General features: G+C 61.9%; 23 protein-coding genes and 2 tRNA genes. 20 read left to right on the plus strand and 5 right to left on the minus strand.

Features of this window, described 5'->3' with window-relative positions:
* Window positions 1-30: 30 nt before the first annotated feature.
* The 15 genes from bamB (at window position 31) to BUC24_RS04670 (ending at window position 15,324) form a co-directional block, all read left to right on the plus strand.
* Window positions 31-1,185, plus strand: a complete 1,155-nt coding sequence (bamB, locus tag BUC24_RS04600) for an outer membrane protein assembly factor BamB (RefSeq protein WP_073212931.1) — start codon at window positions 31-33, stop codon at window positions 1,183-1,185.
* Between the two features lie 4 nt (window positions 1,186-1,189).
* The gene (der, locus tag BUC24_RS04605) at window positions 1,190-2,539 is read left to right on the plus strand and encodes a ribosome biogenesis GTPase Der (RefSeq protein WP_073212932.1); all 1,350 of its coding nucleotides are present in this window, start codon (window positions 1,190-1,192) and stop codon (window positions 2,537-2,539) included.
* Window positions 2,540-2,808: 269 nt separating this feature from the next.
* The gene (gene hfq / locus BUC24_RS04610; RefSeq protein WP_026354376.1) at window positions 2,809-3,045 is read left to right on the plus strand and encodes an RNA chaperone Hfq; all 237 of its coding nucleotides are present in this window, start codon (window positions 2,809-2,811) and stop codon (window positions 3,043-3,045) included.
* A gap of 54 nt (window positions 3,046-3,099) precedes the next feature.
* Window positions 3,100-4,287, plus strand: a complete 1,188-nt coding sequence (hflX, locus tag BUC24_RS04615) for a GTPase HflX (RefSeq protein WP_073212933.1) — start codon at window positions 3,100-3,102, stop codon at window positions 4,285-4,287.
* Window positions 4,288-5,538, plus strand: a complete 1,251-nt coding sequence (hflK, locus tag BUC24_RS04620) for an FtsH protease activity modulator HflK (RefSeq protein ID WP_073212934.1) — start codon at window positions 4,288-4,290, stop codon at window positions 5,536-5,538.
* Window positions 5,538-6,434 carry a protease modulator HflC gene (gene hflC, locus BUC24_RS04625; protein WP_073212935.1) on the plus strand — a complete coding sequence of 299 codons (897 nt, stop codon included), beginning with the start codon at window positions 5,538-5,540 and terminating at the stop codon, window positions 6,432-6,434. Before hflK ends, hflC begins: the two co-directional genes overlap by 1 nt.
* 233 nt (window positions 6,435-6,667) lie before the next feature.
* The gene (locus BUC24_RS04630) at window positions 6,668-7,822 is read left to right on the plus strand and encodes an ATP phosphoribosyltransferase regulatory subunit (RefSeq protein WP_073212936.1); all 1,155 of its coding nucleotides are present in this window, start codon (window positions 6,668-6,670) and stop codon (window positions 7,820-7,822) included.
* A 5-nt stretch (window positions 7,823-7,827) separates the two neighbouring features.
* A complete protein-coding gene (locus tag BUC24_RS04635; protein WP_073212937.1) occupies window positions 7,828-9,141 on the plus strand; it encodes an adenylosuccinate synthase in 1,314 nt (437 codons plus the stop codon).
* An 18-nt stretch (window positions 9,142-9,159) separates the two neighbouring features.
* Window positions 9,160-9,699, plus strand: a complete 540-nt coding sequence (locus BUC24_RS04640; protein WP_073212938.1) for a phosphoribosyltransferase — start codon at window positions 9,160-9,162, stop codon at window positions 9,697-9,699.
* Window positions 9,700-9,840: 141 nt separating this feature from the next.
* Entirely contained in the window at window positions 9,841-10,548 is a 708-nt protein-coding gene (locus BUC24_RS04645) for a hypothetical protein (RefSeq protein ID WP_073212939.1), read from the plus strand.
* Between the two features lie 19 nt (window positions 10,549-10,567).
* The gene (locus BUC24_RS04650) at window positions 10,568-11,173 is read left to right on the plus strand and encodes a MarC family protein (protein ID WP_073212940.1); all 606 of its coding nucleotides are present in this window, start codon (window positions 10,568-10,570) and stop codon (window positions 11,171-11,173) included.
* 84 nt (window positions 11,174-11,257) lie between these two features.
* Window positions 11,258-12,229: a CsgG/HfaB family protein gene (locus tag BUC24_RS04655; protein ID WP_073212941.1), complete on the plus strand. Its 972-nt coding sequence runs from the start codon at window positions 11,258-11,260 to the stop codon at window positions 12,227-12,229.
* Between the two features lie 319 nt (window positions 12,230-12,548).
* Window positions 12,549-13,658, plus strand: coding sequence for a hypothetical protein (locus BUC24_RS04660; RefSeq protein ID WP_083598832.1), 1,110 nt, complete (start codon window positions 12,549-12,551; stop codon window positions 13,656-13,658).
* A 247-nt stretch (window positions 13,659-13,905) separates the two neighbouring features.
* The gene (locus BUC24_RS04665) at window positions 13,906-14,571 is read left to right on the plus strand and encodes a glutathione S-transferase family protein (protein ID WP_073212942.1); all 666 of its coding nucleotides are present in this window, start codon (window positions 13,906-13,908) and stop codon (window positions 14,569-14,571) included.
* A 63-nt stretch (window positions 14,572-14,634) separates the two neighbouring features.
* Complete coding sequence (locus BUC24_RS04670; protein ID WP_073212943.1) at window positions 14,635-15,324, plus strand: tetratricopeptide repeat protein; 690 nt, start codon at window positions 14,635-14,637, stop codon at window positions 15,322-15,324.
* 32 nt (window positions 15,325-15,356) lie between these two features.
* Here BUC24_RS04670 and BUC24_RS04675 read toward each other — a convergent pair whose 3' ends face one another.
* Window positions 15,357-15,704 carry a hypothetical protein gene (locus BUC24_RS04675; RefSeq protein WP_073212944.1) on the minus strand — a complete coding sequence of 116 codons (348 nt, stop codon included), beginning with the start codon at window positions 15,702-15,704 and terminating at the stop codon, window positions 15,357-15,359.
* 4 nt (window positions 15,705-15,708) lie between these two features.
* Window positions 15,709-17,796 (minus strand): excinuclease ABC subunit UvrB, encoded by a 2,088-nt coding sequence (gene uvrB / locus BUC24_RS04680; protein ID WP_073212945.1) that lies wholly within the window; start codon window positions 17,794-17,796, stop codon window positions 15,709-15,711.
* 98 nt (window positions 17,797-17,894) lie between these two features.
* Between uvrB and BUC24_RS04685 the strand changes: the two genes are divergently transcribed.
* The 4 genes from BUC24_RS04685 (at window position 17,895) to BUC24_RS04700 (ending at window position 20,180) form a co-directional block, all read left to right on the plus strand.
* Window positions 17,895-19,109: an amino acid aminotransferase gene (locus BUC24_RS04685; RefSeq protein ID WP_073212946.1), complete on the plus strand. Its 1,215-nt coding sequence runs from the start codon at window positions 17,895-17,897 to the stop codon at window positions 19,107-19,109.
* A gap of 115 nt (window positions 19,110-19,224) precedes the next feature.
* Window positions 19,225-19,300 (plus strand) — tRNA-Asn (locus tag BUC24_RS04690).
* A 160-nt stretch (window positions 19,301-19,460) separates the two neighbouring features.
* Window positions 19,461-20,051, plus strand: a complete 591-nt coding sequence (locus BUC24_RS04695; RefSeq protein WP_073212947.1) for an outer membrane beta-barrel protein — start codon at window positions 19,461-19,463, stop codon at window positions 20,049-20,051.
* A 53-nt stretch (window positions 20,052-20,104) separates the two neighbouring features.
* Window positions 20,105-20,180 (plus strand) — tRNA-Asn (locus BUC24_RS04700).
* 54 nt (window positions 20,181-20,234) lie between these two features.
* Here the strand turns inward: BUC24_RS04700 and BUC24_RS04705 are convergent.
* Both BUC24_RS04705 and BUC24_RS04710 read right to left on the minus strand, forming a co-directional pair.
* The gene (locus tag BUC24_RS04705) at window positions 20,235-21,092 is read right to left on the minus strand and encodes an oxygenase MpaB family protein (RefSeq protein WP_073212948.1); all 858 of its coding nucleotides are present in this window, start codon (window positions 21,090-21,092) and stop codon (window positions 20,235-20,237) included.
* A 10-nt stretch (window positions 21,093-21,102) separates the two neighbouring features.
* The gene (locus BUC24_RS04710) at window positions 21,103-21,282 is read right to left on the minus strand and encodes a hypothetical protein (protein ID WP_073212949.1); all 180 of its coding nucleotides are present in this window, start codon (window positions 21,280-21,282) and stop codon (window positions 21,103-21,105) included.
* 245 nt (window positions 21,283-21,527) lie between these two features.
* On the opposite strand from BUC24_RS04710, the gene BUC24_RS04715 reads away from it, so the two are divergent.
* Complete coding sequence (locus tag BUC24_RS04715) at window positions 21,528-23,147, plus strand: response regulator (RefSeq protein ID WP_073212950.1); 1,620 nt, start codon at window positions 21,528-21,530, stop codon at window positions 23,145-23,147.
* A gap of 6 nt (window positions 23,148-23,153) precedes the next feature.
* Here the strand turns inward: BUC24_RS04715 and BUC24_RS04720 are convergent, their stop codons facing one another.
* Window positions 23,154-23,609 (minus strand): response regulator, encoded by a 456-nt coding sequence (locus BUC24_RS04720; RefSeq protein ID WP_073212951.1) that lies wholly within the window; start codon window positions 23,607-23,609, stop codon window positions 23,154-23,156.
* Window positions 23,610-23,618 lie beyond the last annotated feature (9 nt).

The following is a 23,618-nucleotide window of genomic DNA, read 5'->3' on the forward strand; positions in this document are numbered from 1 at the left end:
GTGCGCTCTTTTTTACCAAGGTTACTTACTATGCGTATTACCCAGAAGCTCGCCGGCGCTGCCGTCCTGGCCGTACTGGCCGGTTGCTCGACCCTCAATTCGCTCAACCCTTTCGCGTCCAAAAACAAGGGCAACGAGCCGGCGCCGCTGGTCGAACTGAAGGGTTCGATGGCCGTGCGCACGGCCTGGAAGCTGGACATCGGCAAGGCCGACACCTACATCTTTGCCCCGGCCCTGGTCGAGAACACGGTCGTGGTGGCCGGCGCCGACGGCGCCATTGCGCGCGTGGAAGCGGCCAATGGCCGCCAGCTGTGGCGCATCAAGGCCGATACCAGCCTGACGGCTGGCGTCGGTTCAGATGGCAACATGATTGCCGTGGGCGCCATCAAGGGCGGCGTGCTGACCTACGACATGGATGGCAAGCTGCTCTGGAAGGCCCAGGTATCGAGCGAAATTCTGTCCTCGCCGGTGGTGGGGCAGGGCATGGTGGTGGTGCGCTCGGTCGACAACCGCATCGTTGGCTTTGACGCCAAAACGGGCGAGAAGAAGTGGACCGTGCAGCGCGTCTCGCCGCCGCTGTCGCTGCGCATTGCCCCTGGCATGACCGTGATCGACAAGGATGTCATCATTGCCCAGCCGGGCGGCAAGCTGCTGGCCCTGAACCTGACCACCGGCGCGCCGCGCTGGGAAGTGGCAGTGGGCGAGTCGCGCGGCGCGACCGAACTGGAACGGGTGACCGATATCGGCGGCACCCCGGTGCTGTTCGAAAAAGACGTGTGCGCCGCGTCCTACCAGGGCCGGGTGGGCTGCTTTGATGCTGCCACCGGGACCCAGAAGTGGACCAAGCAATTCTCGTCCGACGTCGGCGTGGCCGTGGACCAGCGCTTCGTGTTCGCGGTCGACGACAAGGGCGCCGTGTCGGCCTTCTCGCGCGAGGCCGGTGCCTCGGCCTGGAAGAACGACAAGCTGGGCTACCGCCATCCATCGACACCTGTTTCCTACGGCCGTGCAGTGGCCGTGGGCGACTACCAGGGCATCGTCCACTTCCTGTCGCGGGAAGACGGCGCCTTCTTGGCCCGCGCCGCCACTGACGGGAGCCCGATCAACGCGGCCCCGCTGGTGGCTGGCTCGAATCTGATTTTTCAAACACAATCTGGGACAGTGACCGCCATTGCGGTCGAATAACACCATGAAGCCGGTAATCGCATTAGTTGGTCGCCCCAACGTCGGGAAATCGACACTTTTCAATCGCCTCACCCGCTCGCGCGATGCGCTCGTGGCCGACTTGCCTGGCCTGACGCGCGATCGCCACTACGGCGAAGGCCGTGTGGGCGAGCGTCCCTTCCTGGTCATTGACACGGGCGGTTTCGAGCCGGTCGCCAAGGAAGGCATCATGTTCCAGATGGCGCTGCAGACCAAGCAGGCCGTCGCCGAAGCGGACGTGGTGGTGTTCATCGTCGATGGCCGCCAGGGCCTGACCCCGCACGACAAGACCATCACCGACTTCTTGCGCAAGTCCGGCCGCAAGGTCATGCTGGTGGTAAACAAGGGCGAGGGCATGAAGTATTCGTCCGTGGTGGCCGACTTCTACGAGCTCGGCATGGGCGACCCGTACGTGATTTCCGCCGCCCATGGCGACGGCGTGGCCGACCTGGTCGAGGAAGCGCTCAATGAAGCCTTCGCCTCGCGTCCGGCCGACCCGGAAGAACTCGAAAAGCTCGAGCGCGGCGTCAAAATCGCCCTGGTGGGCCGCCCCAACGTGGGCAAGTCGACCCTGATCAACACCCTGCTGGGCGAAGAGCGCGTGATCGCCTTCGACATGCCGGGCACCACGCGCGACTCGATTGAAATCCCGTTCGAGCGCGACGGCAAGCAATACACCCTGATTGACACGGCTGGTATCCGCCGCCGCGGCAAGGTGTTTGAAGCAATCGAGAAATTCTCGGTGGTCAAGACGCTGCAGTCGATCTCGGACGCCCACGTGGTGATTCTGCTGCTCGATGCCCAGCAAGACATTTCGGAGCAGGATGCCCACATTGCCGGCTTCATCCTTGAGTCTGGCCGCGCCCTGGTGGTGGCGGTCAACAAGTGGGACGGCCTGCAGTCGGACCAGCGCGATGAAATCAAGATCGATATCGACCGCAAGCTCGATTTCCTGTCGTTTGCGAAAACCCACTTCATTTCCGCCCTCAAGGCCACCAACATCGGCCCGATGATGAAATCGGTGGATGCTGCCTACGCTGCTGCCACCGCCGACCTGTCCACGCCGCGTCTGACGCGGGCGCTGATCGAAGCGGTCGAGAAGCAGGAGCCACGCCGCAAGGGCTCGATTCGGCCTAAAATGCGCTATGCTCACCAGGGTGGCCAGAACCCGCCAATCATCGTTATTCACGGCAATGCGCTGGACGCGATCGGCGAGCCCTACAAACGTTACTTGGAAAAACATTTCCGTGACACGTTCAACCTGGTGGGCACGCCGCTGCGGATTGAATTGCGTATGGGCAAAAATCCATTTGCCAAAGGCGGCAGCAAGGCCTGATTCATCGCCCTCGCGGAGGCGGGGGCCTATTCCATGTGACCTGTTTTTGGGCAGTGCTATGGGGGGCTTGCATGCAAGCCCGCCTCCGCGAGGGCGATGTCGACAGGACCAATTTGCACGCGATTTAAGTCCCGTCTAACGACAGGATTTTCTAAAACAGGTTACAGTGACCGGACGACATCATTCGCCTTTTAAGAATGTTGTTCCGGGCGCTTGAAAACAAGCGAGTCGCCTCCAATTCTTAACTACAACAACATCACGGAGCTGTTATGAGCAACAAAGGGCAACTGTTACAAGACCCATTCCTCAATGCCTTGCGCAAAGAGCATGTTCCGGTCTCGATTTACCTGGTCAACGGCATCAAGCTGCAAGGCCATATCGAGTCCTTCGATCAATACGTCGTCCTGCTGCGGAACACCGTCACGCAAATGGTCTACAAGCATGCCATCTCCACCGTCGTCCCGGCGCGTGCGGTCAATCTCAATCTTGATTCCGAAGCTGAGTAAGGCCATGGGTAGCGAGACCACCGGTCTTGCGCCATGGACTGCCATGGGAGGCGTATGCGCGCAGCCCTGGTAGGCGTCGATTTCGGCGCTGGCGACTTCAACGCCAGCCTCGAAGAGCTGGCGCTGCTGTCCCGTTCCGCCGGCGCCGACCCCATCACCACCATCACCGCCAAACGTTCGAGCCCGGACGCGGCTTATTTTGTCGGCAGCGGTAAGGCCGACGAGATTGGTCACGCCTGTGCCGACCAGAAGCTCGATATCGTCATTTTCAACCATGCCCTGTCACCGGCCCAGCAGCGCAATCTGGAAAAGCGTCTGCAGATCCGCGTGCTTGACCGCACCAGCCTGATTCTCGATATTTTCGCCCAGCGTGCCCAAAGTCACGAGGGCAAGCTGCAGGTCGAACTGGCCCAGCTGCAGCACCTGGCCACGCGCCTGATCCGCGGCTGGACTCACCTGGAACGGCAAAAGGGCGGGATCGGCTTGCGCGGTCCGGGTGAAACCCAGCTCGAGACCGACCGCCGCCTGATTGGCGAGCGCGTCAAGGCCTTGCGCGCCCGTCTGCTCAAGCTGCGCAAGCAGCATGAAACCCAGCGCCGCGCGCGCGGCAAGAATCACACCTTCTCGGTGTCGCTGGTCGGCTATACCAATGCCGGCAAGTCGACCCTGTTCAACTCCCTGACCAAGGCCGGGGTGTATGTGGCCAACCAGCTGTTCGCCACGCTCGATACCACCAGCCGCCGTGTGTATCTGGGCGAAACGGTGGGCAATGTGGTGTTTTCCGACACGGTCGGCTTCGTGCGCGAATTGCCGCACCAGCTGGTGGCGGCCTTCCGCGCCACGCTGGAGGAAACCATCCACGCCGACTTGCTGCTGCATGTGGTGGACGCGGCCAGTCCGGTGCGCATGGAACAGATCGAACAGGTCAACCTGGTGCTCAAGGAAATCGGCGCCGACCATATTCCCCAGATTCTGGTCTGGAACAAGATCGACGCGGCCGGGCTCGAGCCTGCCGTGGAACGTGATGAATATGATAAAATCAGCCGCGTTTTTATCAGCGCCCACACTGGCGCCGGCCTCGATCTACTGCGGGAATCCGTAGTGGAAATGGCCCGCGCCGCGCCTGGTTTGACCCATTTGTACGAAGCGCACGATGACGCGCAGGACGATGCCGATCCCGACTTTGCCAGCCCGGCAGAGACGGCCGAAATTCAAACCTCCACCAACGTCGGACCACGATAGATGCTTGCTTCATTACTTAATCGCGTCGGCATCAAGCTCGCGCACCAAAGCGACCCCAAGGCGCAGGATGGCCGCCGGCCAGGCGAAGGCCCGCCCGATCTGGACCAGATGTGGCGTGACTTCAACGCGCGCCTGAATCGCCTGTTCAGCGGCGCCAATGGCGACAATGGCGGGCAGGGCGGCTTCCGTCCGGAGCCCAAGGGCGCTGGCCCGACGGTCGGCATCATTGCCGGCGTGATCGGTCTGATCTGGCTGGGCAGCGGCACCTTCATCGTGCAGGAAGGCCATACCGGGGTGGTGACCACCTTCGGTGAAGTCAGCCACACCGCGCCGGCCGGCCTGAACTGGCGCTGGCCTGCGCCGTTCCAGGCGCACCAGACTGTCAACGTGTCCCAGGTCCGGACCGAGGAAATCGGCTACAAGGGCACCGTGCGCGCGAAGAACACCAAAGAATCGCTGATGCTGACCGATGATGAAAATATCATCGACGTGGCATTTGCAGTGCAGTACACGCTCAAGGACCCGATTGCCTGGCTGTACAACAACCGCGATACCGAGCTCACCGTGCGCCAGGTCGCTGAAACGTCGATCCGCGAGGTGGTGGGCAAGGCCAAGACCGATTATGTCCTGTCGAGCGGGCAGGCACAGATCGCGTTCGACACCCAGAAAATGATGCAGGGTCTGGTGGACCTGTACAAGATGGGGGTCCAGATCACCAATGTGACGATCCAGAATGCGCAGCCGCCGGAACAGGTGCAGGGCGCGTTTGAGGATGTCAACAAGGCGGGGCAGGACAAGGCACGCGCCAAAAACGAGGGCGAAGCCTATGCCAACGATGTCATTCCCCGCGCGGAAGGCGCAGCCACGCGTCTGGTCAAGGATGCCGAGGCCTACAAGATCATGGTAGTCCAGAATGCCGAAGGTAATGCGGCGCGCTTTAATCAGGTGCTGGCCGAGTACCAGAAGGCGCCGGCTGTCACGCGCGACCGCATGTACCTCGATACGATGCAGCAAATCTTTACCAGTGCCAGCAAGGTGATGGTTGACGCCAAGGCCGGCAACAGCATGCTGTACCTGCCGCTCGACAAGCTGATCGCCCAGACTGCCGCCAATGACGCTGCCGTGGGCAGCAAGTCCGGCCCGGTCCAGATGACCCCGCCGGTGCCGCCCGAACTGCCCATGCAGGTCGAGCAGTCACGCCAGCGCGACAATCGCAGTCGCGAGTCTTCACGCGATCGGGAGGGCCGCTAATGAACCGCATTATTACCATCTTCATCGGCGCGATCATCGCGCTGATGCTCGTGTCGTCAACGATGTTCGTGGTCGATCAGAAGCATTACGGCATTCTGTTCTCGTTCGGCAAGGCCGGTGACGTGATCAGCAAGCCAGGCCTGTACTTCAAGATGCCGGCGCCGTTCCAGAATGTGGTGTACCTGGACAACCGCACGCTCACGCTCGACACGCCCGACGCCGAACGCTTCATTACCTCGGAAAAGAAAAACATTCTTGTCGATTCCTTCGTCAAGTGGCGCATTGCCGCGCCCAAGCTGTTCTACGTCAGCTTCAATGGCGACGAGCGGCGCGCCGAGAACCGCCTGGCGCAGATCGTCAAGGCGGCCCTCAATGATGAGATCACCAAGCGCAGCGTGCACGACGTGATTTCCGGGGCCCGCTACGAAGTGATGCAGGCGATCGAGAAAAAGGTCGTGGTCGAGGCCAAGCAGGTGGGCATCGAGATTGTTGACGTGCGCTTGAAGCGGGTCGATTATGTCGAGGAGATCGCGCCCACGGTCTACGAACGCATGAAGGCCGAGCGCGTCAAGGCAGCCAATGAGTTGCGCTCGACCGGCTCGGCCGAATCGGAAGGCTTGCGCGCCGAAGCAGATCGCCGCCGCACCGAGATCTTGTCGAAGGCCTTCCGCAAGGCCGAACAGACCAAGGGCGAGGGCGATGCCGAAGCATCGCGCATTTATGCCGAGGCATTTGGCAAGAGCCCCGAGTTCTACAAATTCTACCGCTCGCTGGAAGCCTACCGTGCCACGTTCAAGAACCATGGCGACGTGATGGTGCTCGATTCGGGTTCGGAATTCTTCAAGTACTTCCGCAGCCCGGGCGGCGCCGCCGCGCCAGCACCAGCCAAGAAGTAAGCTGTAAGCGACATCGCCCTCGCGGAGGCGGGGGCCTATGCCACCGTTCCGAATTCGGTCACGTGGGATAGGCCCCCGCCTGCGCGAGGGCGATGTCGTTTGGGTCGTTCACATCCCGCGCGACAATTTTCTTGGGTCATCCATACCAATTCAGGTAAAATTGATGGTTCGGCGCACCATTTGTCGCGGCCGCGCGCTTCCTGTTGTTTGTTTTTTAACTACCCCTTTACCCCATGCCGAATTGGCTCCTGCCTGAACATATTGCCGACGTCTTGCCTTCCGAAGCACGCAAGATCGAAGAGCTGCGTCGTCTGATGCTCGACAACTTCCGCCTGTACGGATACGAGCTGGTGATGCCGCCGCTGCTGGAGTATGTGGACTCGCTGCTGACCGGCGCCGGCCAGGATACCGATCTGCGCACCTTCAAGCTGGTGGACCAGATTTCCGGCCGCATGCTTGGCTTGCGCGCCGATATGACGACCCAGGTGGCGCGCATTGACGCCCACCTGCTCAACCGTGATTCGGTCACCCGTCTGTGCTACGCGGGCAGCGTGCTGCATACCCGCCCGAGCGGCTTGCATGCCACCCGCGAACCGCTCCAGATTGGCGCCGAAATGTACGGCCACGCGGGCCTGGAGGCGGACGCCGAGATCCAGGAACTGGCCCTGGCCTCGCTGGCCATGGCGGGCTTCCCGGACGTGCGCCTGGATTTGTCGCACGTGGGCGTGGTACGGGCCCTGCTTGAGAGCGATCCGCTGGCGCACAAGGATGAAGCGGCCGTCTACCACTTGCTGCGCGCCAAAGACACGCCGGGCCTGGATGCGCTCAGCGCCGCCTACGCCCCGGCCACGCGCGCCGCCTTGCTGGCGCTGCCCAATCTGTACGGTGATATTGATGTGCTGGCGCGTGCGCGCGAGGTCTTGCCCGAGTTGCCGGGTATTGCCCGCGCCCTGGCCGAACTGGCAGCGCTGGCGGGCTCGGCCCTGGGCCGCGCCGAGGTGGCCATTGATCTGGCCGACCTGCGCGGCTACGCCTACGAAAGCGGCGCCATGTTCGCCTTGTACGTGCCGGGTTTGCCGAACGCGGTGGCGCGCGGCGGCCGTTACGACCATGTGGGCGAAGCATTTGGCCGGGCCCGTCCCGCCACCGGCTTCTCGCTCGACTTGCGCGAACTGGCGCGGCTGTTGCCGACTGCCGAGCGCAAGCATTCGATCCGCGCACCGTGGGGCAATGCGCCCGAACTGCGCGAACAAATAGCTCAGCTGCGCAAGGCAGGGGAGGTGGTGATCCAGTCCATGCCGGGTCACGACAATGAGCAGGACGAGTTCGAGTGCGATCGCGTACTTGTCCTCGAAGACAGTAACTGGATTCTCAAAAACTTAGGCTAAGTGTGATGTCAAAGAAAAACGTGGCAAAGAACGTCGTTGTCATCGGTACCCAATGGGGCGATGAAGGCAAAGGTAAAATCGTCGACTGGCTGACCGACAACGCCCAGGGCGTGGTCCGCTTCCAGGGCGGCCATAATGCAGGCCACACGCTGGTCATCAAGGGCCAGAAGACGGCTTTGCAGCTGATCCCTTCGGGCATCATGCGCGAAGGCGTGGCCTGCTACATCGGCAACGGTGTGGTGGTGTCGGTGCCGGACGTGATGCGCGAAATCGACAAGCTGCAAGCCATTGGCGTGGAAGTCGTCTCGCGCCTGAAGATCTCGGAAGCCTGCCCGGTCATCCTGCCTTACCACGTCGCTGTCGACGTGGCGCGCGAGAAAGCGCGCGGCGACAACAAGATCGGCACCACCTGCAAAGGGATCGGCCCGGCCTACGAAGACAAAGTGGCGCGCCGCGCGATCCGTATCGCCGACCTGCTGAACCCGGAACGCTTCGCTGAAAAGCTGCGCGAGAACCTGGCTTATCACAACTTCGTGCTGACCAATTACCTGAACGCCGACCCGGTCGACTTCCAGAAAACCTACGACGACGCGATGGCCCTGGTGCCGCGCCTGAAGCCGATGGTGGGCGACGTCTCGTCCCAGCTGTACGCTGCCTACAAGGCGGGCGGCAACCTGCTGTTCGAAGGCGCCCAGGGTTCCCTGCTCGATGTGGACCACGGCACCTATCCGTACGTCACCTCGTCGAACTGTGTGGCGGGCAATGCCTCGGCCGGCGCCGGCGTCGGCCCCAACATGCTGCACTACATCCTGGGCATCACCAAGGCCTACACCACCCGTGTCGGTTCCGGCCCGTTCCCGTCGGAACTGCCTACCGATGCTGGCGTCGGCCACCACCTGTCGTCGGTGGGCCATGAATTTGGCACCGTCACGGGCCGCGCCCGCCGCTGCGGCTGGTTTGACGCTGCGCTGCTGCGCCGCTCGGTCCAGATCAATGGCGTGTCGGGCATGTGCCTGACCAAGCTCGACGTGCTGGACGGCATCGAGACGCTCAAGCTGTGCACCGGCTACACCATTGACGGCCAGCCGGTCGACATCTTCCCGGTGGGTGCGGAAGACGCGGCGCGCTGCGTGCCCGTCTACGAAGACATGCCAGGTTGGAAAGAATCGACCGTGGGCGCCAAGTCGCTCGCCGATCTGCCTGCCACCGCGCGTGCCTACATCAAACGTATCGAAGAACTGGTCGGCGTGCCGGTCGACATGGTCTCCACCGGTCCTGACCGCGTGGAAACCATCGTCCTGCGCCATCCGTTCGAATAAAAGCCAGAGGAGCTCACTATGACCACCCCACCATCGACCGACAAAGACCTCTGGGTATCCTGGGACGAGTACCATCGCCTGATCGAGCGCCTGGCGCTCAAAGTGTACGAATCGGGCTGGAAATTTGACCAGGTGCTGTGCCTGGCGCGCGGCGGCGTGCGTCCGGGCGACGTGTTCTCGCGCATTTTCGATGTGCCGCTGGCGATCCTGTCGACCAGTTCCTATCGTGAAGAAGCAGGCACGGTACGCGGCGACCTCGACATCGCCAAATACATGACGATGACCAAGGGGCCGCTGGCCGGCAAGATCCTGCTGGTGGACGACCTGGCCGATTCGGGCGTCACGCTCGACAAGGTCACCCGTCATCTGTCCGAGAATTTCACTGGCGTCACCGAAGTCAAGTCGGCGGTGATCTGGGTCAAGGGCTGCTCATCGATCATGCCGGACTATTTCCTGGAAGAGTTGCCGCACAATCCTTGGATCCACCAGCCGTTTGAAGACTACGACGGTCTGCGCCCGCACCAGCTGGCAGCCTGGCTTAAAAAGTTCGAGAAGTAATCCCAGCGGCGGACGATCCCAGGATCCTCCGCCGTTTTGTTTGCAGTACCTCGCCACCGCGCCGGCTGCGGTGGTGTGGACTGGGCCCCCGCGTGCGCGAGGGCGAAGACCATGCAATGTTCGTCACCTGCCATCGATGCCATGAAAAAGTTGTCCCTTCCGATCGCCACGGCGCTGCTGGCAAGCGGCTGTGGTTCCGCGCCAGCGCCCAAGTCCGATCTGATCGCCGGCGACGCGCTGCGCGACCAGACGCTCGGCTACACGGTGCGCAGTGCGCCCCCGTTCAGTTCGCTTAACAGTGCCCAGGCCCTGACCAACAAGGTGATCGATGCCGCTGGCAGCATGGTCGCCGCCACCCGGCTGTCGCCCGGCTTTCATGCCACCACCGAGGCCGACGCCGCGGCCAAGGCAGCCAGCTACGGCCATATTGTGGACCCGGCCCGCGATATTTCGCAGGAGCTGGTCAGCGCCTTCGAAGCGGCAAAAGGCGCGCGCCGCGCCGATGGCGTGCTGGCCGTGCCGGACGCGATCAAGGTCAAGGACATCGCACGCGCGGCCCGCGGCCGTGCCCGCTACATGCTGGACGTGGAAACCGAGAAATGGGGCTTGTCCACCTTTGCCACCGACTGGTTCCATTACGACCTGCATTACCAGGCCAGTGCGCGCCTGATCGATACCGAGTCCGGCGCGGTGGTGGCCAGCGGCGTGTGCAAGGACAAGCCCGACGACAAGGCGCGCGCGCCCAACTTTGACCAGCTGATGATCGACAACGCGGCCTTGCTCAAATCGCGCATTGCCACGGCGGCGCTGGAATGCGTGGCCACCCTCAAGGCCAAGATGCTGCGCTAGCGCACGGACCGACTGAACCATGACCCAAACGTTTATCCAGACCTTCATCCTGCTGATCCTGGTCACCGACCCGTTCGGCAACGTGCCGCTGTTTGTCAGCGCGCTGCGCCAGGTACCCAAAGAGCGGCGCTGGAAAGTGGTCGTGCGCGAATGCCTGATCGCCTTCTTTGTGCTGCTGCTGTTCATGTTCTTCGGCAGCCATCTGCTGTCGGCCATGCAGTTGTCCGAAATTTCACTGCGCATTGGCGGCAGCGTGATCCTGTTCCTGATTGCCCTGCGCATGGTGTTCCCGCAGCCGGGCGGCCCGTTTGGCGGTGCCGATGACGAGCACGGCGGCGAACCGTTCATTGTTCCGCTGGCCATTCCCGCCATTGCCGGCCCCTCGGCGCTGGCCACGGTGCTGCTGTTCTCGTCGGACAGCACCACCGATGTGATGCTGCACGTGGGCGCCCTGACGGCAGTGGGCGCTGTCTGGCTGGCCGTGTTCCTGTCGGCCGAACGGCTGCAGGAAAAACTGGGTCCGCAAGTGATGACCGCCTTTGAGCGTCTGATGGGCTTGATTCTGTCCGCCATGGCGGTCGAGATGTTCCTGGCGGGGATACGGGAGTTCATCAAGTCGGTGTAGCATTGTCGTCAATGCTTACAAAATTAATATCATTGGCCGTGGAATTGTTGTTAAAATATTAGCTTTCGCACTCCACGGCTGATCATGAAATCTCTCGCTCTGACTCTGTTTGCTGCGCTGGCTGCCGCCAGCGCTTCTTCCTTCGCTGCCGATGTTTCCAGTAACGTCGAAAAATGCGAGCGCCCGCTGGGCACCATTGCCGTCAGCGAAAACCGCGGCGCCAGCCAGCACGAACTGCAAAGCTATGGCCTGGGTTCGCCCGTCTCGCTGCTGCGCATCATGATCCAGAATTCGAATTGCTTCACCGTCGTTGAGCGCGGCGTGGCCATGGCCAATCTGCAGGAAGAACGCGCCCTGGCAGCCAACGGCGAATCGCTGGGCGGCTCCAACGTGGGCAAGGGCCAGCTGCAGGCAGCTGACTTCGTGATGACGCCCGGCGTGCAATTTACCGCCAACAGCGGCGGCATTGGTGGCGCGCTGTCGAACTGGGGCGGTTCGCGCCTGGGCGGCATCGTGGGCGGCATTGCCGGCAACCTGAAGTTCAAGGAAGCGCAGACCAGCTTGCTGATCGCCGACGTGCGTTCCGGTATCCAGGTGGCAGCAGCCGAAGGCACGGCCAAGAAAACCGATTTCGGTATGTCGGGCTGGAACTACGGCGGCGCCGGCTACACCAGCGCCAACGGGTACACCAACACGCCGGAAGGCAAGATGGTCGCTGCCAGCTTGCTCGACAACTACAACAAGGTGGTGCAGTCGATCCGGAACACGCCCAGCCTGATCAAGACCAGCAGCGCGGAAAGCCGGATCAATGCCAGTGCCTCGACCCGTGCCGGCGTGCCGGTGGCCGCTGGCGCCAGCGTGTTTGCGCGCCTGGCCTCGGTCAAGGTATTCACCGAAGCGAATGCCAAGAGCAAGCTGATGGGCACGCTCAAGCGTGAAGAAGAGGCGATTGCCACCGGTGAAGAGCAAAATGGCTTCGTCCGCATTGATGGCGAGAACGTGTCCGGCGGCTGGGTCCAGCGCTCGCTCGTCTCGACCGCGCCGGCCCAGCAGTAAGTCTGATTTGGCAGTGCGGGGTCAATGACCGCCGTCACTGCAAGACCCGGCTGGTACGCATGCGTGCGCACCATCCCGCAGCCTGAAACGACATCGCCCTCGCGCAGGCGGGGGCCTATTCCACAACATCGAATTCGCTGAAGTGGAATCGGCCCCCGCCTGCGCGAGGGCGATGTCTTTGGGGTAGGGAATTGCTATTACATAGCAATAAAAAATATCCTTTGATAGCAATTTGAAGTATAGTCAGGAGATGCTCTTTCGTTAATCTGCGATGGCATTCCCCTGGCTTGTTTTCAACCTGGAAAAAGGATCCCTCCTCATGCGTCTCGTATCGCGTTGTTGCCTGCTGTTGCTGGCCGTTTGTACCGCCCCTGCCGCCCCTGCCGTCGCTGGCACGCATTCGCTAGGCATCAAAGCGCCCAATGGGGAGCAAACCGTGGCCTACGACGTCAATGCGCGCGGTCAGGTTGCCGCCGTGCTTGAGGACGACGAGGGTAATCAGCGCGGCGTCCTGTTCGAAAAGGGAAAGCTGACCGAATTGCGCGCGCTTGGCGGCGGTTACAGCGATGCCAAGGCCATCAATGAAGATGGTGTGGTGGTTGGCTCCGCCCAGGGCGCCGACCGCCACTGGAAAGCCTTCGTCTACGAGCGCACGCGCGGCATGCGCGAGCTGGGCACACTGGGCGGCGACAGCAGCTACGGCATGGCCATCAACCGGCGCGGCGAGGTCGTCGGTTTTGCCGACACCAGCAATGGCTTCTTCCACGCTTTCCTGGCTGACGGCAACGGTGTCATGACCGACCTGGGTACGCTCGGCGGCACCATCAGTTACGCCAGCGCCATGAACAACAAGGGACAAGTGGTGGGCACCGCCTCCATGCCCGATGAGTACCGCCATGCCTTTGTGTACGATCCGGTGCGCGGGATGGTGGATCTGGGCACACTGGGCGGCCTGTCCAGTTCGGCGTCGGCCATCAACGACGCGGGCGTGGTGGTGGGCGCCTCCCTCACGCGCGAGCGGCGCTGGCATGCATTCATGCACGATGGCAAGCGCATGATCGATCTGGGCGCCATTATCGGGCACGGCTCGAGCTTTGCGACCGGCATCAACAACGCCGGCCACGTGGTGGGCACCTTGCTGATCGGCGACGAACGCCAGTCGTTCGTCTGGCGCGACGGCAAGATGAACATCCACCGCGGCGGCAAGGGCTTGCACCTGGCCAACGCCATCAACGATGAAGAACTGGTGATCGGCGCCACCTATGACAAGCGCATGGATGCGGGCACCATGCCGTCGGCGGCGCTGCCCGTGGTCACCACGGGCGGGCAGGAGCTGACGGCGCTGACCTTCTTCGTCATTGGCGCAGGTGCGCTCGGGGTCGCGTTGCGGCGCCGCTTCATTGGCATGCGCGGGCGCGCCTTCGCTTAAGGTGCGGGAAGATTACCCAACGACATCGCCCTCGCGAAGGCGGCTCACATGCGAGCCCCCATAACACCTTCCCGAATTCGGCGAAGTGCTATGGCCCCCCGCCTTCGCGAGGGCGATGGTGATGCAGCACCTGAATTCGGCGAAGTGCTATAGCCCCCCCGCCTTCGCGAGGGCGATGGTGATGCCGCACTTGCCAAGTCCTGCCATTGATGCAACCATCGCAGCTCGTCTACTTGCGCGAGCTGCCATGTCCCTTACTCTCTACTACCACCCGCTTGCTTCCTATTGCCACAAGGTGATGGTGGCGCTGCACGAACTTGGCCTCGATGCCGAGCGCAAGCTCATCAATCTGGGCGCCGAGGCCGATCGCGCGCAGCTCCAGGCGCTGTGGCCGATGACCAAGTTTCCGGTGCTGCGTGACCAGGCGCGGGGACAGGATGTCCCGGAATCCTCGATCATCATTGAATACCTGGACCGCCATTACGGCCCTGCTGGCCGCCTGCTGCCAGCCGACCCGGATGGCGCGCTCGATGTGCGGCTGTGGGACCGTGTGTTCGACAATTATGTGCAAGGGCCGATGCAGGAAATCGTTGCGGCCCATTTCAGCGGCGGCAAGGATAACAGCGCGCGGCTGGCCACGCTGGCCACTGCCTACCGCATGATCGATGCCCGCATGGCCGGGCGCAGCTGGGTGGCGGGTGAGGCCTTCAGCATGGCCGACTGCGCAGCCGTGCCGGCGCTGTTCTATGCTTGTACGCTCAGCCCGTTCCCGGACGATTGCGTCCACCTCGCTGCCTACTTCGAGCGCCTGATGGCACGGCCATCGGTGCAAAAAACCCTGGAGGAGGCGCGGCCGTATTTCGACATGTACCCGTTTGCCGATGCCATTGCCCAGCGCTTTCGCCAGGCCTGAAACGGGCTGGGCACGTCATGCCGTTGCACATGTATTTAATTTGATCGCCAACCGGACTATTTTATGCAAATTCGCGTACGTTTTCTGTTCATCGCCGCTGTGCTGGTCTGTCAATCGGTGTCGGCTGCCGCAGAGCCGGCTGCCTGCGCCCAAAGTGAAGCGGCCCTTGCCAAGGCGGATTTTGCCGGGACGGTCAAGTGGTCCACCGTCTGCCTGGCCCAGAACAACTTGAGCGGTGCGGCAAAACGGCGCGCCTTGCAGGTACGGGCGTGGGCATTCTTCAATCTGAATCAGGACCAGGCTGCCGTCCTGGACCAGGAGAATTCCTTCCAGCTGGAAGCGCCGCGTGAAATCGCCGAGTTCGTCAATTACAGCTCCTACCTGCGGCGCCTTGCCCGCTATCAGGATAGTCTGAATGCGCTGCGTTCAGCTGAAAAAATCGCGGGGGCTGGCGGAAACGGGATGATGATTCAGTACAATCTTGGGTGGACGCTGTACGAGTTGCGGCGCTATGAGGAAGCGGTCCGCGTGCTGGGCGCCGCGATTCCTTCGCAGCCAAATTTCCCGTTTGTCTATTGGCGCCGTGCGCTTGCCCTGGAGGCGATGGGGCGCAAGGCGGAAGCCCGGCTTGACATCGAAAAGGCGGCCGACCTGGTCGTGAACGGCCCCATGAAATTTACCGATGATAAGTTCATGGCGGCGCTGCGACAAAAAGTGACCGAGTATGGTCTGGGGAAAAAATATGCGTTTTAGGTTGTCGCGGCGTGGGTGCCCAAGCCGCCCATCTATTCATCGGCAATGATGTTGTCAGCCACGAACAGCGTGACAAACTGCATTGGCGTCAGCTCGCCGCCCGCTTGCTTGGCCAGCACCTGATTGGCTTCCCACAAGCGGCGGATTTCGTCGCGCACTTCGGGGCCGAAATCGAGTTGCGCCATCACGATGTCTTCCCAGGTGCCGTCGCATTCTAGCGTCTCCTGCAACTTGGGCGTGACAGCCACCAGCTTGGCATCCATGGCCGGATCAAGTTGGCCGATCGCCTTGAGGATGAACGAGTCGACATACTTGAGAAAGGGCTTGCCCTCGTAGCGGTTGAACGGAATCGGGTCCTGCCCGGCATCGATCGCACTCATGCTGCTACTTCCCTAAAATGGAGACCACGTTGTCGGCGCCAGGCGCGCCGAAGGCCTGGGTTTTGAGCACATGCAGCTGGTCGCGCATTTGCGCCGCCTTTTCGAACTCGAGATTTTTCGCGTGCTCGATCATCAGTTTTTCGAGACGCTTGATCTCTTTGCCGATCTGCTTTTCGCTCATCGACTCGATTTTTGCGGTTTCCTTCTCCGCGTCCAGGTTGTCGCGCGCCTGCTGCGGGCTGTAGACGCCATCGATCAATTCCTTGATCTGCTTTTTAATGCCCACCGGCGTGATGCCATTGGCGGCATTGAAGGCGATCTGCTTGGCGCGGCGCCGTTCGGTTTCGCCGATCGCCATTTTCATGGAATCGGTGATCTTGTCGGCGTACAGAATGGCCACCCCGTTCAGGTTACGGGCGGCGCGGCCAATGGTTTGAATCAGGCTGCGTTCGGAGCGCAGGAAGCCTTCCTTGTCGGCGTCGAGAATGGCCACCAGTGACACTTCGGGCAAATCGAGGCCCTCGCGCAGCAGGTTGATCCCCACCAGCACATCGAAGGTGCCCAGGCGCAGGTCACGCAAAATCTCGACCCGTTCCACGGTTTCGATATCGCTGTGCAGATAGCGTACCTTGATGGCATGGTCGCCCAGGTAATCGGTGAGCTGTTCGGCCATGCGCTTGGTCAGCGTGGTGACCAGCACCCGTTCATCCTTGGCCACGCGGTCCTGGATTTCGGACATCAGGTCGTCGACCTGGGTCAGGGCCGGTTTGACGATCACTTGCGGGTCCACCAGGCCCGTCGGGCGCACCACCTGCTCGACGACGTTGTCGGCGTGGGTGCGCTCGTATTCGGCCGGCGTGGCCGACACGAAGATGGTCTGGCGCAGCTTGCCTTCGAATTCCTCGAACTTGAGCGGGCGGTTGTCCAGCGCTGACGGCAGGCGAAAGCCGTAGTCGACCAGGTTGGTCTTGCGTGAACGGTCGCCGTTGTACATGGCGTTGAGCTGGCCCACCAGCACGTGCGACTCGTCCAGGAACATCAGCGCATCTTTGGGCAGGTAGTCGACCAGGGTCGGTGGCGGCTCGCCTGGCATGGCGCCGGACAGGTGGCGCGAGTAGTTCTCGATCCCCTTGGTAAAGCCAATTTCCGCCATCATCTCCAGGTCGAAGCGGGTGCGCTGTTCGAGCCGCTGTTCTTCGATCAGCTTGTTCTCTTTGCGGAAAAATTCGAGCCGGTCGCGCAGTTCCAGCTTGATCGACTCGATCGCGCGCAGCACGGTCGAACGCGGCGTCACGTAGTGCGAACCCGGGTACACGGTGAAGCGCGGGATCTTCTGGCGCACGCGCCCGGTCAGCGGGTCGAACAGCTGCAGCGATTCGATTTCGTCATCGAACATTTCAACCCGGATGGCCAGTTCGGCATGCTCGGCGGGGAAGATGTCAATCGTGTCGCCGCGCACGCGGAAGGTGCCGCGCCCGAAGTCGACTTCATTTCTGGTGTACTGCATCTGGATCAGGCGCGCGATCACATCGCGCTGGGCGACCTTGTCCTTCGCGCGCAGCGTCAGAATCATTTGGTGGTATTCGTTGGGGTTACCAATACCGTAAATCGCCGACACCGTGGCCACAATGACCACGTCGCGCCGCTCCATCAGGCTCTTGGTGCACGACAGGCGCATCTGCTCGATATGCTCGTTGATCGACGAGTCCTTTTCGATGAACAGGTCGCGCTGCGGCACGTAGGCTTCAGGCTGATAGTAATCGTAGTAACTGACGAAATACTCGACCGCGTTTTGCGGGAAGAATTCGCGGAACTCGGAATACAGCTGGGCCGCCAGGGTTTTGTTGGGGGCGAACACGATGGCCGGCCGGCCCGCGCGCGCGATCACATTGGCCATGGTGTAGGTCTTGCCCGAGCCGGTCACGCCCAGCAAAGTCTGGAACGACAAGCCATCGTTGATGCCCTCGATCAGGCCCTCGATCGCGGTCGGCTGGTCGCCGGCGGGCGGGAAGGGCTGGTGCAGCTTGAAGGGCGAATCGGGGAATGTCACCACGGTCGGCGCCGGGTCGTTTGCAACGGATAAATCAGCCATACGATCAGACCTTTGTTAGAATGGTGGCCCGCTTGCGGCGCCAATGAATTCAAGGGGCCGCTGTCTATACAACTTCAGCCGACAACCAAGTTTACCAGATGACCTCACCAGCTTCCGCCAGCATTTTCAGCGCCATCGAATTGGCCCCGCGCGACCCCATTCTGGGGATCACCGAGGCGTTCAACGCCGATACCAATCCCGCCAAAATCAACCTCGGCGTGGGTGTCTATTATGACGATAATGGCAAAGTGCCGCTGCTGGCGTGCGTGCGCAAAGCCGAAGAAATTCTGATGGAGCAACTGGCGCCGCGCACCTATCTGCCAATCGAAGGCCTGGCGGCTTACGACAAGGCGGTGCAAGAACTGGTATTTGGTGCCGACAGCCCGATTATTCAAGACAAGCGTGCCGTGACCGTGCAAGCCATTGGTGGCACCGGCGCACTGAAAATTGGCGCCGATTTCCTGCAGCGCTTTGCGCCCGGCTCGAGCGTCTACATCAGCGACCCAAGCTGGGAAAACCACCGCGCGCTGTTTGAAAGCGCCGGCTTCCAGGTGCACACCTACCGCTACTACGATGCGGCCACGCGCGGCGTCGATTTTGCCGGCATGCTGGCCGACCTGAACGCCATGCCCAAGGGCGCGATCGTGCTGCTGCACGCATGCTGCCACAACCCGACTGGCGCCGATCTGACGGCGGCCCAGTGGGATGAGGTCATTGGCGCGGTGCGCGCCGGCGCCCTGGTGCCGTTCCTGGACATGGCTTACCAGGGCTTCGGTTCGGGTATCGCCGAAGACGGCGCCGTGGTGGGCAAGTTTGCCGCCGCTGGCGGTCCGCTGCTGATCTCGAATTCCTTCTCCAAGTCGTTCTCGCTGTATGGCGAGCGCGTGGGCGCGCTGTCGGTGGTGGGCGAGAGCGCCGAAGAAGCGGGCCGTCTGCTGTCGCAGCTCAAGCGCGTGGTGCGCACCAATTATTCGAACCCGCCAGTCCATGGCGGCAAGGTGGTGGCCACCGCCCTGACCACGCCGGAACTGCGCCAGCTGTGGGAAGACGAACTGGCCGGCATGCGCGTGCGGATCAAGGAAATGCGCAACGCTTTCGTGGAAAAGCTCAAGTCCAAAGCGCCTTCCCATGATTTCGAATTCGTGCGCGCGCAAGTGGGCATGTTCTCGTACTCGGGCCTGACGAAGGCTCAGGTCGAGCGCCTGCGCACCGAGCATTCGATCTACGCGGTCGACACCGGCCGCATTTGCGTGGCGGCCTTGAACTCGAAAAATATCGATCGTGTCATTGACGCGATCGCGAAAGTCCTCTAAACTCTTGCTTCTTCGGATTGCGCGATACAGCGCAGTTTGAAAGGCAGCGGGAAGTACGGCACCAGATTGCGCGGCTTGACAGCGTAACTTGAGAAGTACATAATGTTGCCTCTTTTCCCTGATAGCTCAGTTGGTAGAGCGACGGACTGTTAATCCGCAGGTCCCTGGTTCGAGTCCAGGTCGGGGAGCCAGAATGCAAAAAGCCACGTTGAAAAACGTGGCTTTTTTTATTTCTGTGGTATTGCAGCAAATATAAGTATAGTTGCTTGTAGGATTGTGATGGTTTGTATATTATTGCCGCCTGGAATAAATACGCAGTCCTTTGCGTATTGCCATCACTACTATTTTCCCATGAAAAAAATCATTCTTTCGACCGCCGTGGCGTTCGGTTCCCTCAATGCTGCTCAGGCACAAACCGCGCCGCAAGCCAACCCAATGCGCTTTTTCGTCGGCATGGGCCTGACCGCTGGCGGCGACAAAATGTCGACCGTGGAGTACACCGATGGCACCTCGGCTGACATCCGTGCCGGCAATCTGCTCGCATTTGTCGGCGGTATCGACTACCAGGTTACCCCGGACTTCTCGTTCCAGGGTTCGATCGGTTACCACTTCGACAGCGCCGATGCCACCAACGGCAGCCAGCGTTTCTCGCGCTTCCCGGTTGAACTGCTGGCCTACTACCACGTTGCGCAACAGTGGCGCATCGGCGGCGGTGCACGCTATTCGACCAACGCCCGTTTCAGCAGCAGCGGCGCAGCCGAAGTCGGCGACACCGACCTCGACAGCAAAGTTGCAGGCATCGTTGAAGCCGAATACATGCCATCGGCGCATTGGGGCGTCAAACTGCGTTACGTAAAAGAAGAGTTCAAGATCAGCCGCGGCACCCGCAGCCACGTCTACAAGGGCGACCACGTCGGCGTGTTCGGCAACTACTATTTCTAATTAATTCCGGCACTGGACAGGGGAGCGGCGGCCACATATAATGCGGCCTCTTTTCCCTGATAGCTCAGTTGGTAGAGCGACGGACTGTTAATCCGCAGGTCCCTGGTTCGAGTCCAGGTCGGGGAGCCAGAATATTCGAAGGGCCACGCGCACGCGTGGCCCTTTGTCGTTTGCGGCGCTGTCTTATGCGTGCGGCGGAAGCGCAAGCCGGCGCGCCGCTTGCCGCGCCGGCGTGTCGCCCAGCGGCAGCGCGGCGGCCAGCCGGGCCAGCGCGCGCACCAGCACGGTTTCGCCGGGCCGCAGCGCCTGGCCTTGCAGCTGCGGCAGCGCTTGCAGCGCCGGCGGGCAGATTGACACTGCGGCGCGCACCAGCAAACGCTGTAGCGGGCGCAGCGGCATCGGCAGCAGCGGCGCGCGGCGCATGATGTGGAGAAAGTCAGCCAGTGTGGTTGATCCCTCCAGGGCCGGCGCAGTGTCTGCCAGCAGTGCTTCCCACGCTGCGAGCGAGCGCGGCGCGCCGGTCGCGCCATACAGTGCAGCGGCGGGCGCGCTTTCCGCGAACGCGGCATCCCGCTCGCGCGGCGACAGGGTCCGCACATAGCGTGAATAGGCAGCGCTGAAGCCAAACGTTGCCGTTGCCTGCACCCAGTTCAGCAGACGCGGGTCGTTCGCATGATAGGCAAGGCCGGCCGCCGTGGTGCCCTTGATCTGCGCATGCATGCGCACCACCCGCGCGATCATGTGCTCGGCGGCTGTGCGCGGACCGTACACGGTCATCATGGCGGCGTGGCCGGTCCGGCGCAGGCGCAGGGCAGGATCGCGCACAAAGCTGCTGTGATCCCACACACCACTGCGTACCGACGGTTCAGCCAGTTCCAGCAGCACCGCGGCGACCCCACCAATGAACAGGCCTACCCGATTGGCAAAAATGTGCCAGGAAACGCCGCCTGCCGGCGCCAGCGCCGCTTCGCCGGCAGGCTGGCTGAAGTCAAATGCCATCCCGGCCGGTGGCTGCATCAACGCGCGCAGTGCGGCAAGCATGGCGCCAGAATCAGCGTTTTGTCTGCTGGTCCTTGGTGTCGCCCTGTTTGTTATCGGCGCGGCCGGCTTGCTCGTTTTGCGGCGCCTTCTGACTGCGCTGGCCTTGCTTGTCCTCGCCTGAACTACCTGACTTGTTGCCGCTCTGCGGGGTATTGTGGCCGCCAGCCTTGTTTTTGTTCATCGTGTTCATGCGCTGTCTCCAAAAGTGGTTGTGAGACCTGATCTTATGCCGCAGTTCGAGCAACCGTGTCAGTGCAGCGCTTCTGAACCTGTCGGACAAACGGCGGCAGCAGCGTAGGCGCCACGTCAATACAGTACCGCGCGCAAGCGGGCCAGTTGGAAGCGGGCTTCCCTGCGCACGGTTGCCGCCTCGTTCAGTCTAATTTGCAAGATGCTCATGTAAAATACATGAACATTGTGCTACTGAAACTAGTAATGATTGACGACGACTCCCAACCTTGCTCCCTGTTGCTGATTGACGATGAGCCTTATGCGCAAGACTATATTGCCGCCTGTCTCGATGGCTGGAAAGGCTTGTCGCTGCGCTATGACGCCCGCGCCGAGCGCGTGGTGGAACTGGCGCGCGAGGTGGAGGCAACTGTGGTCGTGGTCGATCTGCGCATGCCCGGCATGGACGGCTTCGAAGTGGTGGCCCTGCTGCGCGCCAACCGTGACACCGAACATCTGCCCGTGATTTTGCTGTCGTCCGAGGAAGACGCCGAAATCAAGGCGCGCGCCTTTGCCGTGGGCGCCAACGATTACCTGGTCAAGTGGCCCGACGGACGCGAACTGGCCGCGCGCCTGCGTTATCACAGCGCCGCCTACGTGGCGCGGCGCCAGCGCGACGAAGCCTTCATTTCCCTGCGGCGCAGCCAGGAAGAACTGGCCGCAAGCCAGTCGGCCCTGCACCAGGCCCAGAAAATGGAAGCGATCGGCCAGTTGACTGGTGGCGTGGCCCACGATTTCAACAACGTCCTGCAAATCATCGGCGGCAATCTGCAGCTGATCAAACTGCTGGGCGGGGTGAGCGACAATGCGCGCGCCCGCATCGACATTGCCTTGAACGGGGTCGAGCGCGGCGCCAAGCTGTCGGCGCATTTGCTGGCCTTTGCCCGGCGCCAGCCGCTGCAGGCGGTGGTGCTCAATCCTGGGCGGGTCCTGCTCGACATGGATGAAATGATGCGCCGTGTACTGGGCCCGCGCGCCGTGATCCAGACCGACATTGCGCCGGCGCTGTGGAGCACCACGGTCGACCCAAGCCAGCTCAATAATGTGATCCTGAATTTGGCCATCAACGCGCGCGACGCGATGCCCGAGGGCGGCACCCTGACCATCCGCGCCGCCAATGTGCCGCAGGGTTCGCCCCTGTTGTCGAATCTGGCCAGTGGCGACTACGTGATGGTGGAAATTGCCGATACCGGTTGCGGGATGCCTGCCGCCGTGCTGGAGCGCGCGTTCGAACCGTTCTTCACCACCAAGCCAACCGGGCAGGGCACCGGCCTGGGTTTGTCGATGGCCTACGGTTTCGTCAAGCAGTCAGGCGGCGAGATCATGCTCAACAGCGAGCCGGGCAAGGGCACCAGCGTCAAGATTTTCCTGCAGCGCAGCGCCGCCGAACCGGCCAGCCTGGACGACAATACGCCGGCGCCGCTGTTCGGCGGCCTGGAAACGATCCTGGTGGTGGAAGACGAGGAAGATGTGCGCAGCAGCACGGTGGCGCTGCTGTCGGCCCTGGGATACCAGGTATATGAGGCGGAAGATGCGTCGCGCGCGGTCGATCTGATTGAAACCGGTGCCAAGATCGACCTGGTGTTTTCCGACGTGGTCATGCCGGGCGCGGTCAGCAGCCTGGACCTCAGCAAGGTGGTGCGCAACAAGCTGCCCACGGCCCAGATCCTGTTCACCTCCGGTTACGCCGAAGGGGTGCTGGCCCATGACGGTCAGCTCGATGCCGGCGTGAGCCTGCTGCAAAAGCCCTACAACGCCGATGTGCTCAGTGCCCGCATTCGCCACCTGCTGCGGCGCCGCAAACCGCTCGCCGCCACCTCGCACTGACGCGTCTTACTTGGGTTTGATGTAGCGGTACGAGCCTGGCGGCGGTTCATTAAGGACTGCCCAGAAGATGCCCAGGTCGGCGATGGCGCGCACGAATTCTTCGAAGTCCACCGGCTTGACCACGTAGGCATTCACGCCCAGCTCGTAGCTGCGCAGCAGATCCTGTTCTTCCTTCGACGAAGTCAGCATGACCACGGGGATGCTTTTCAGCGCAGGCGTATTGCGAATCACTTTCAGCACTTCCAGGCCATCGATCTTGGGCAGCTTCAGGTCGAGCAGCACAACAGTCGGATTGCCGACCTGGCGCGCCGCGTGCTCACCTTCTGCGCGCAGGTATTCGAGCGCTTCGGCGCCGTCGCGCGCGATGATCACCTCGTTGGCCAGCTGGCTCTTTTCCAGAGCGATCAGGGTCAGTTCCAGGTCGTTGGGATTATCTTCGACGAGAAGGATGGGCTTTAACATGGTCGTGCC

Origin of the sequence: Massilia sp. CF038 (assembly GCF_900129765.1) — a bacterium.
In the GTDB taxonomy this organism is placed as follows: Bacteria; Pseudomonadota; Gammaproteobacteria; order Burkholderiales; family Burkholderiaceae_D; genus Telluria_A.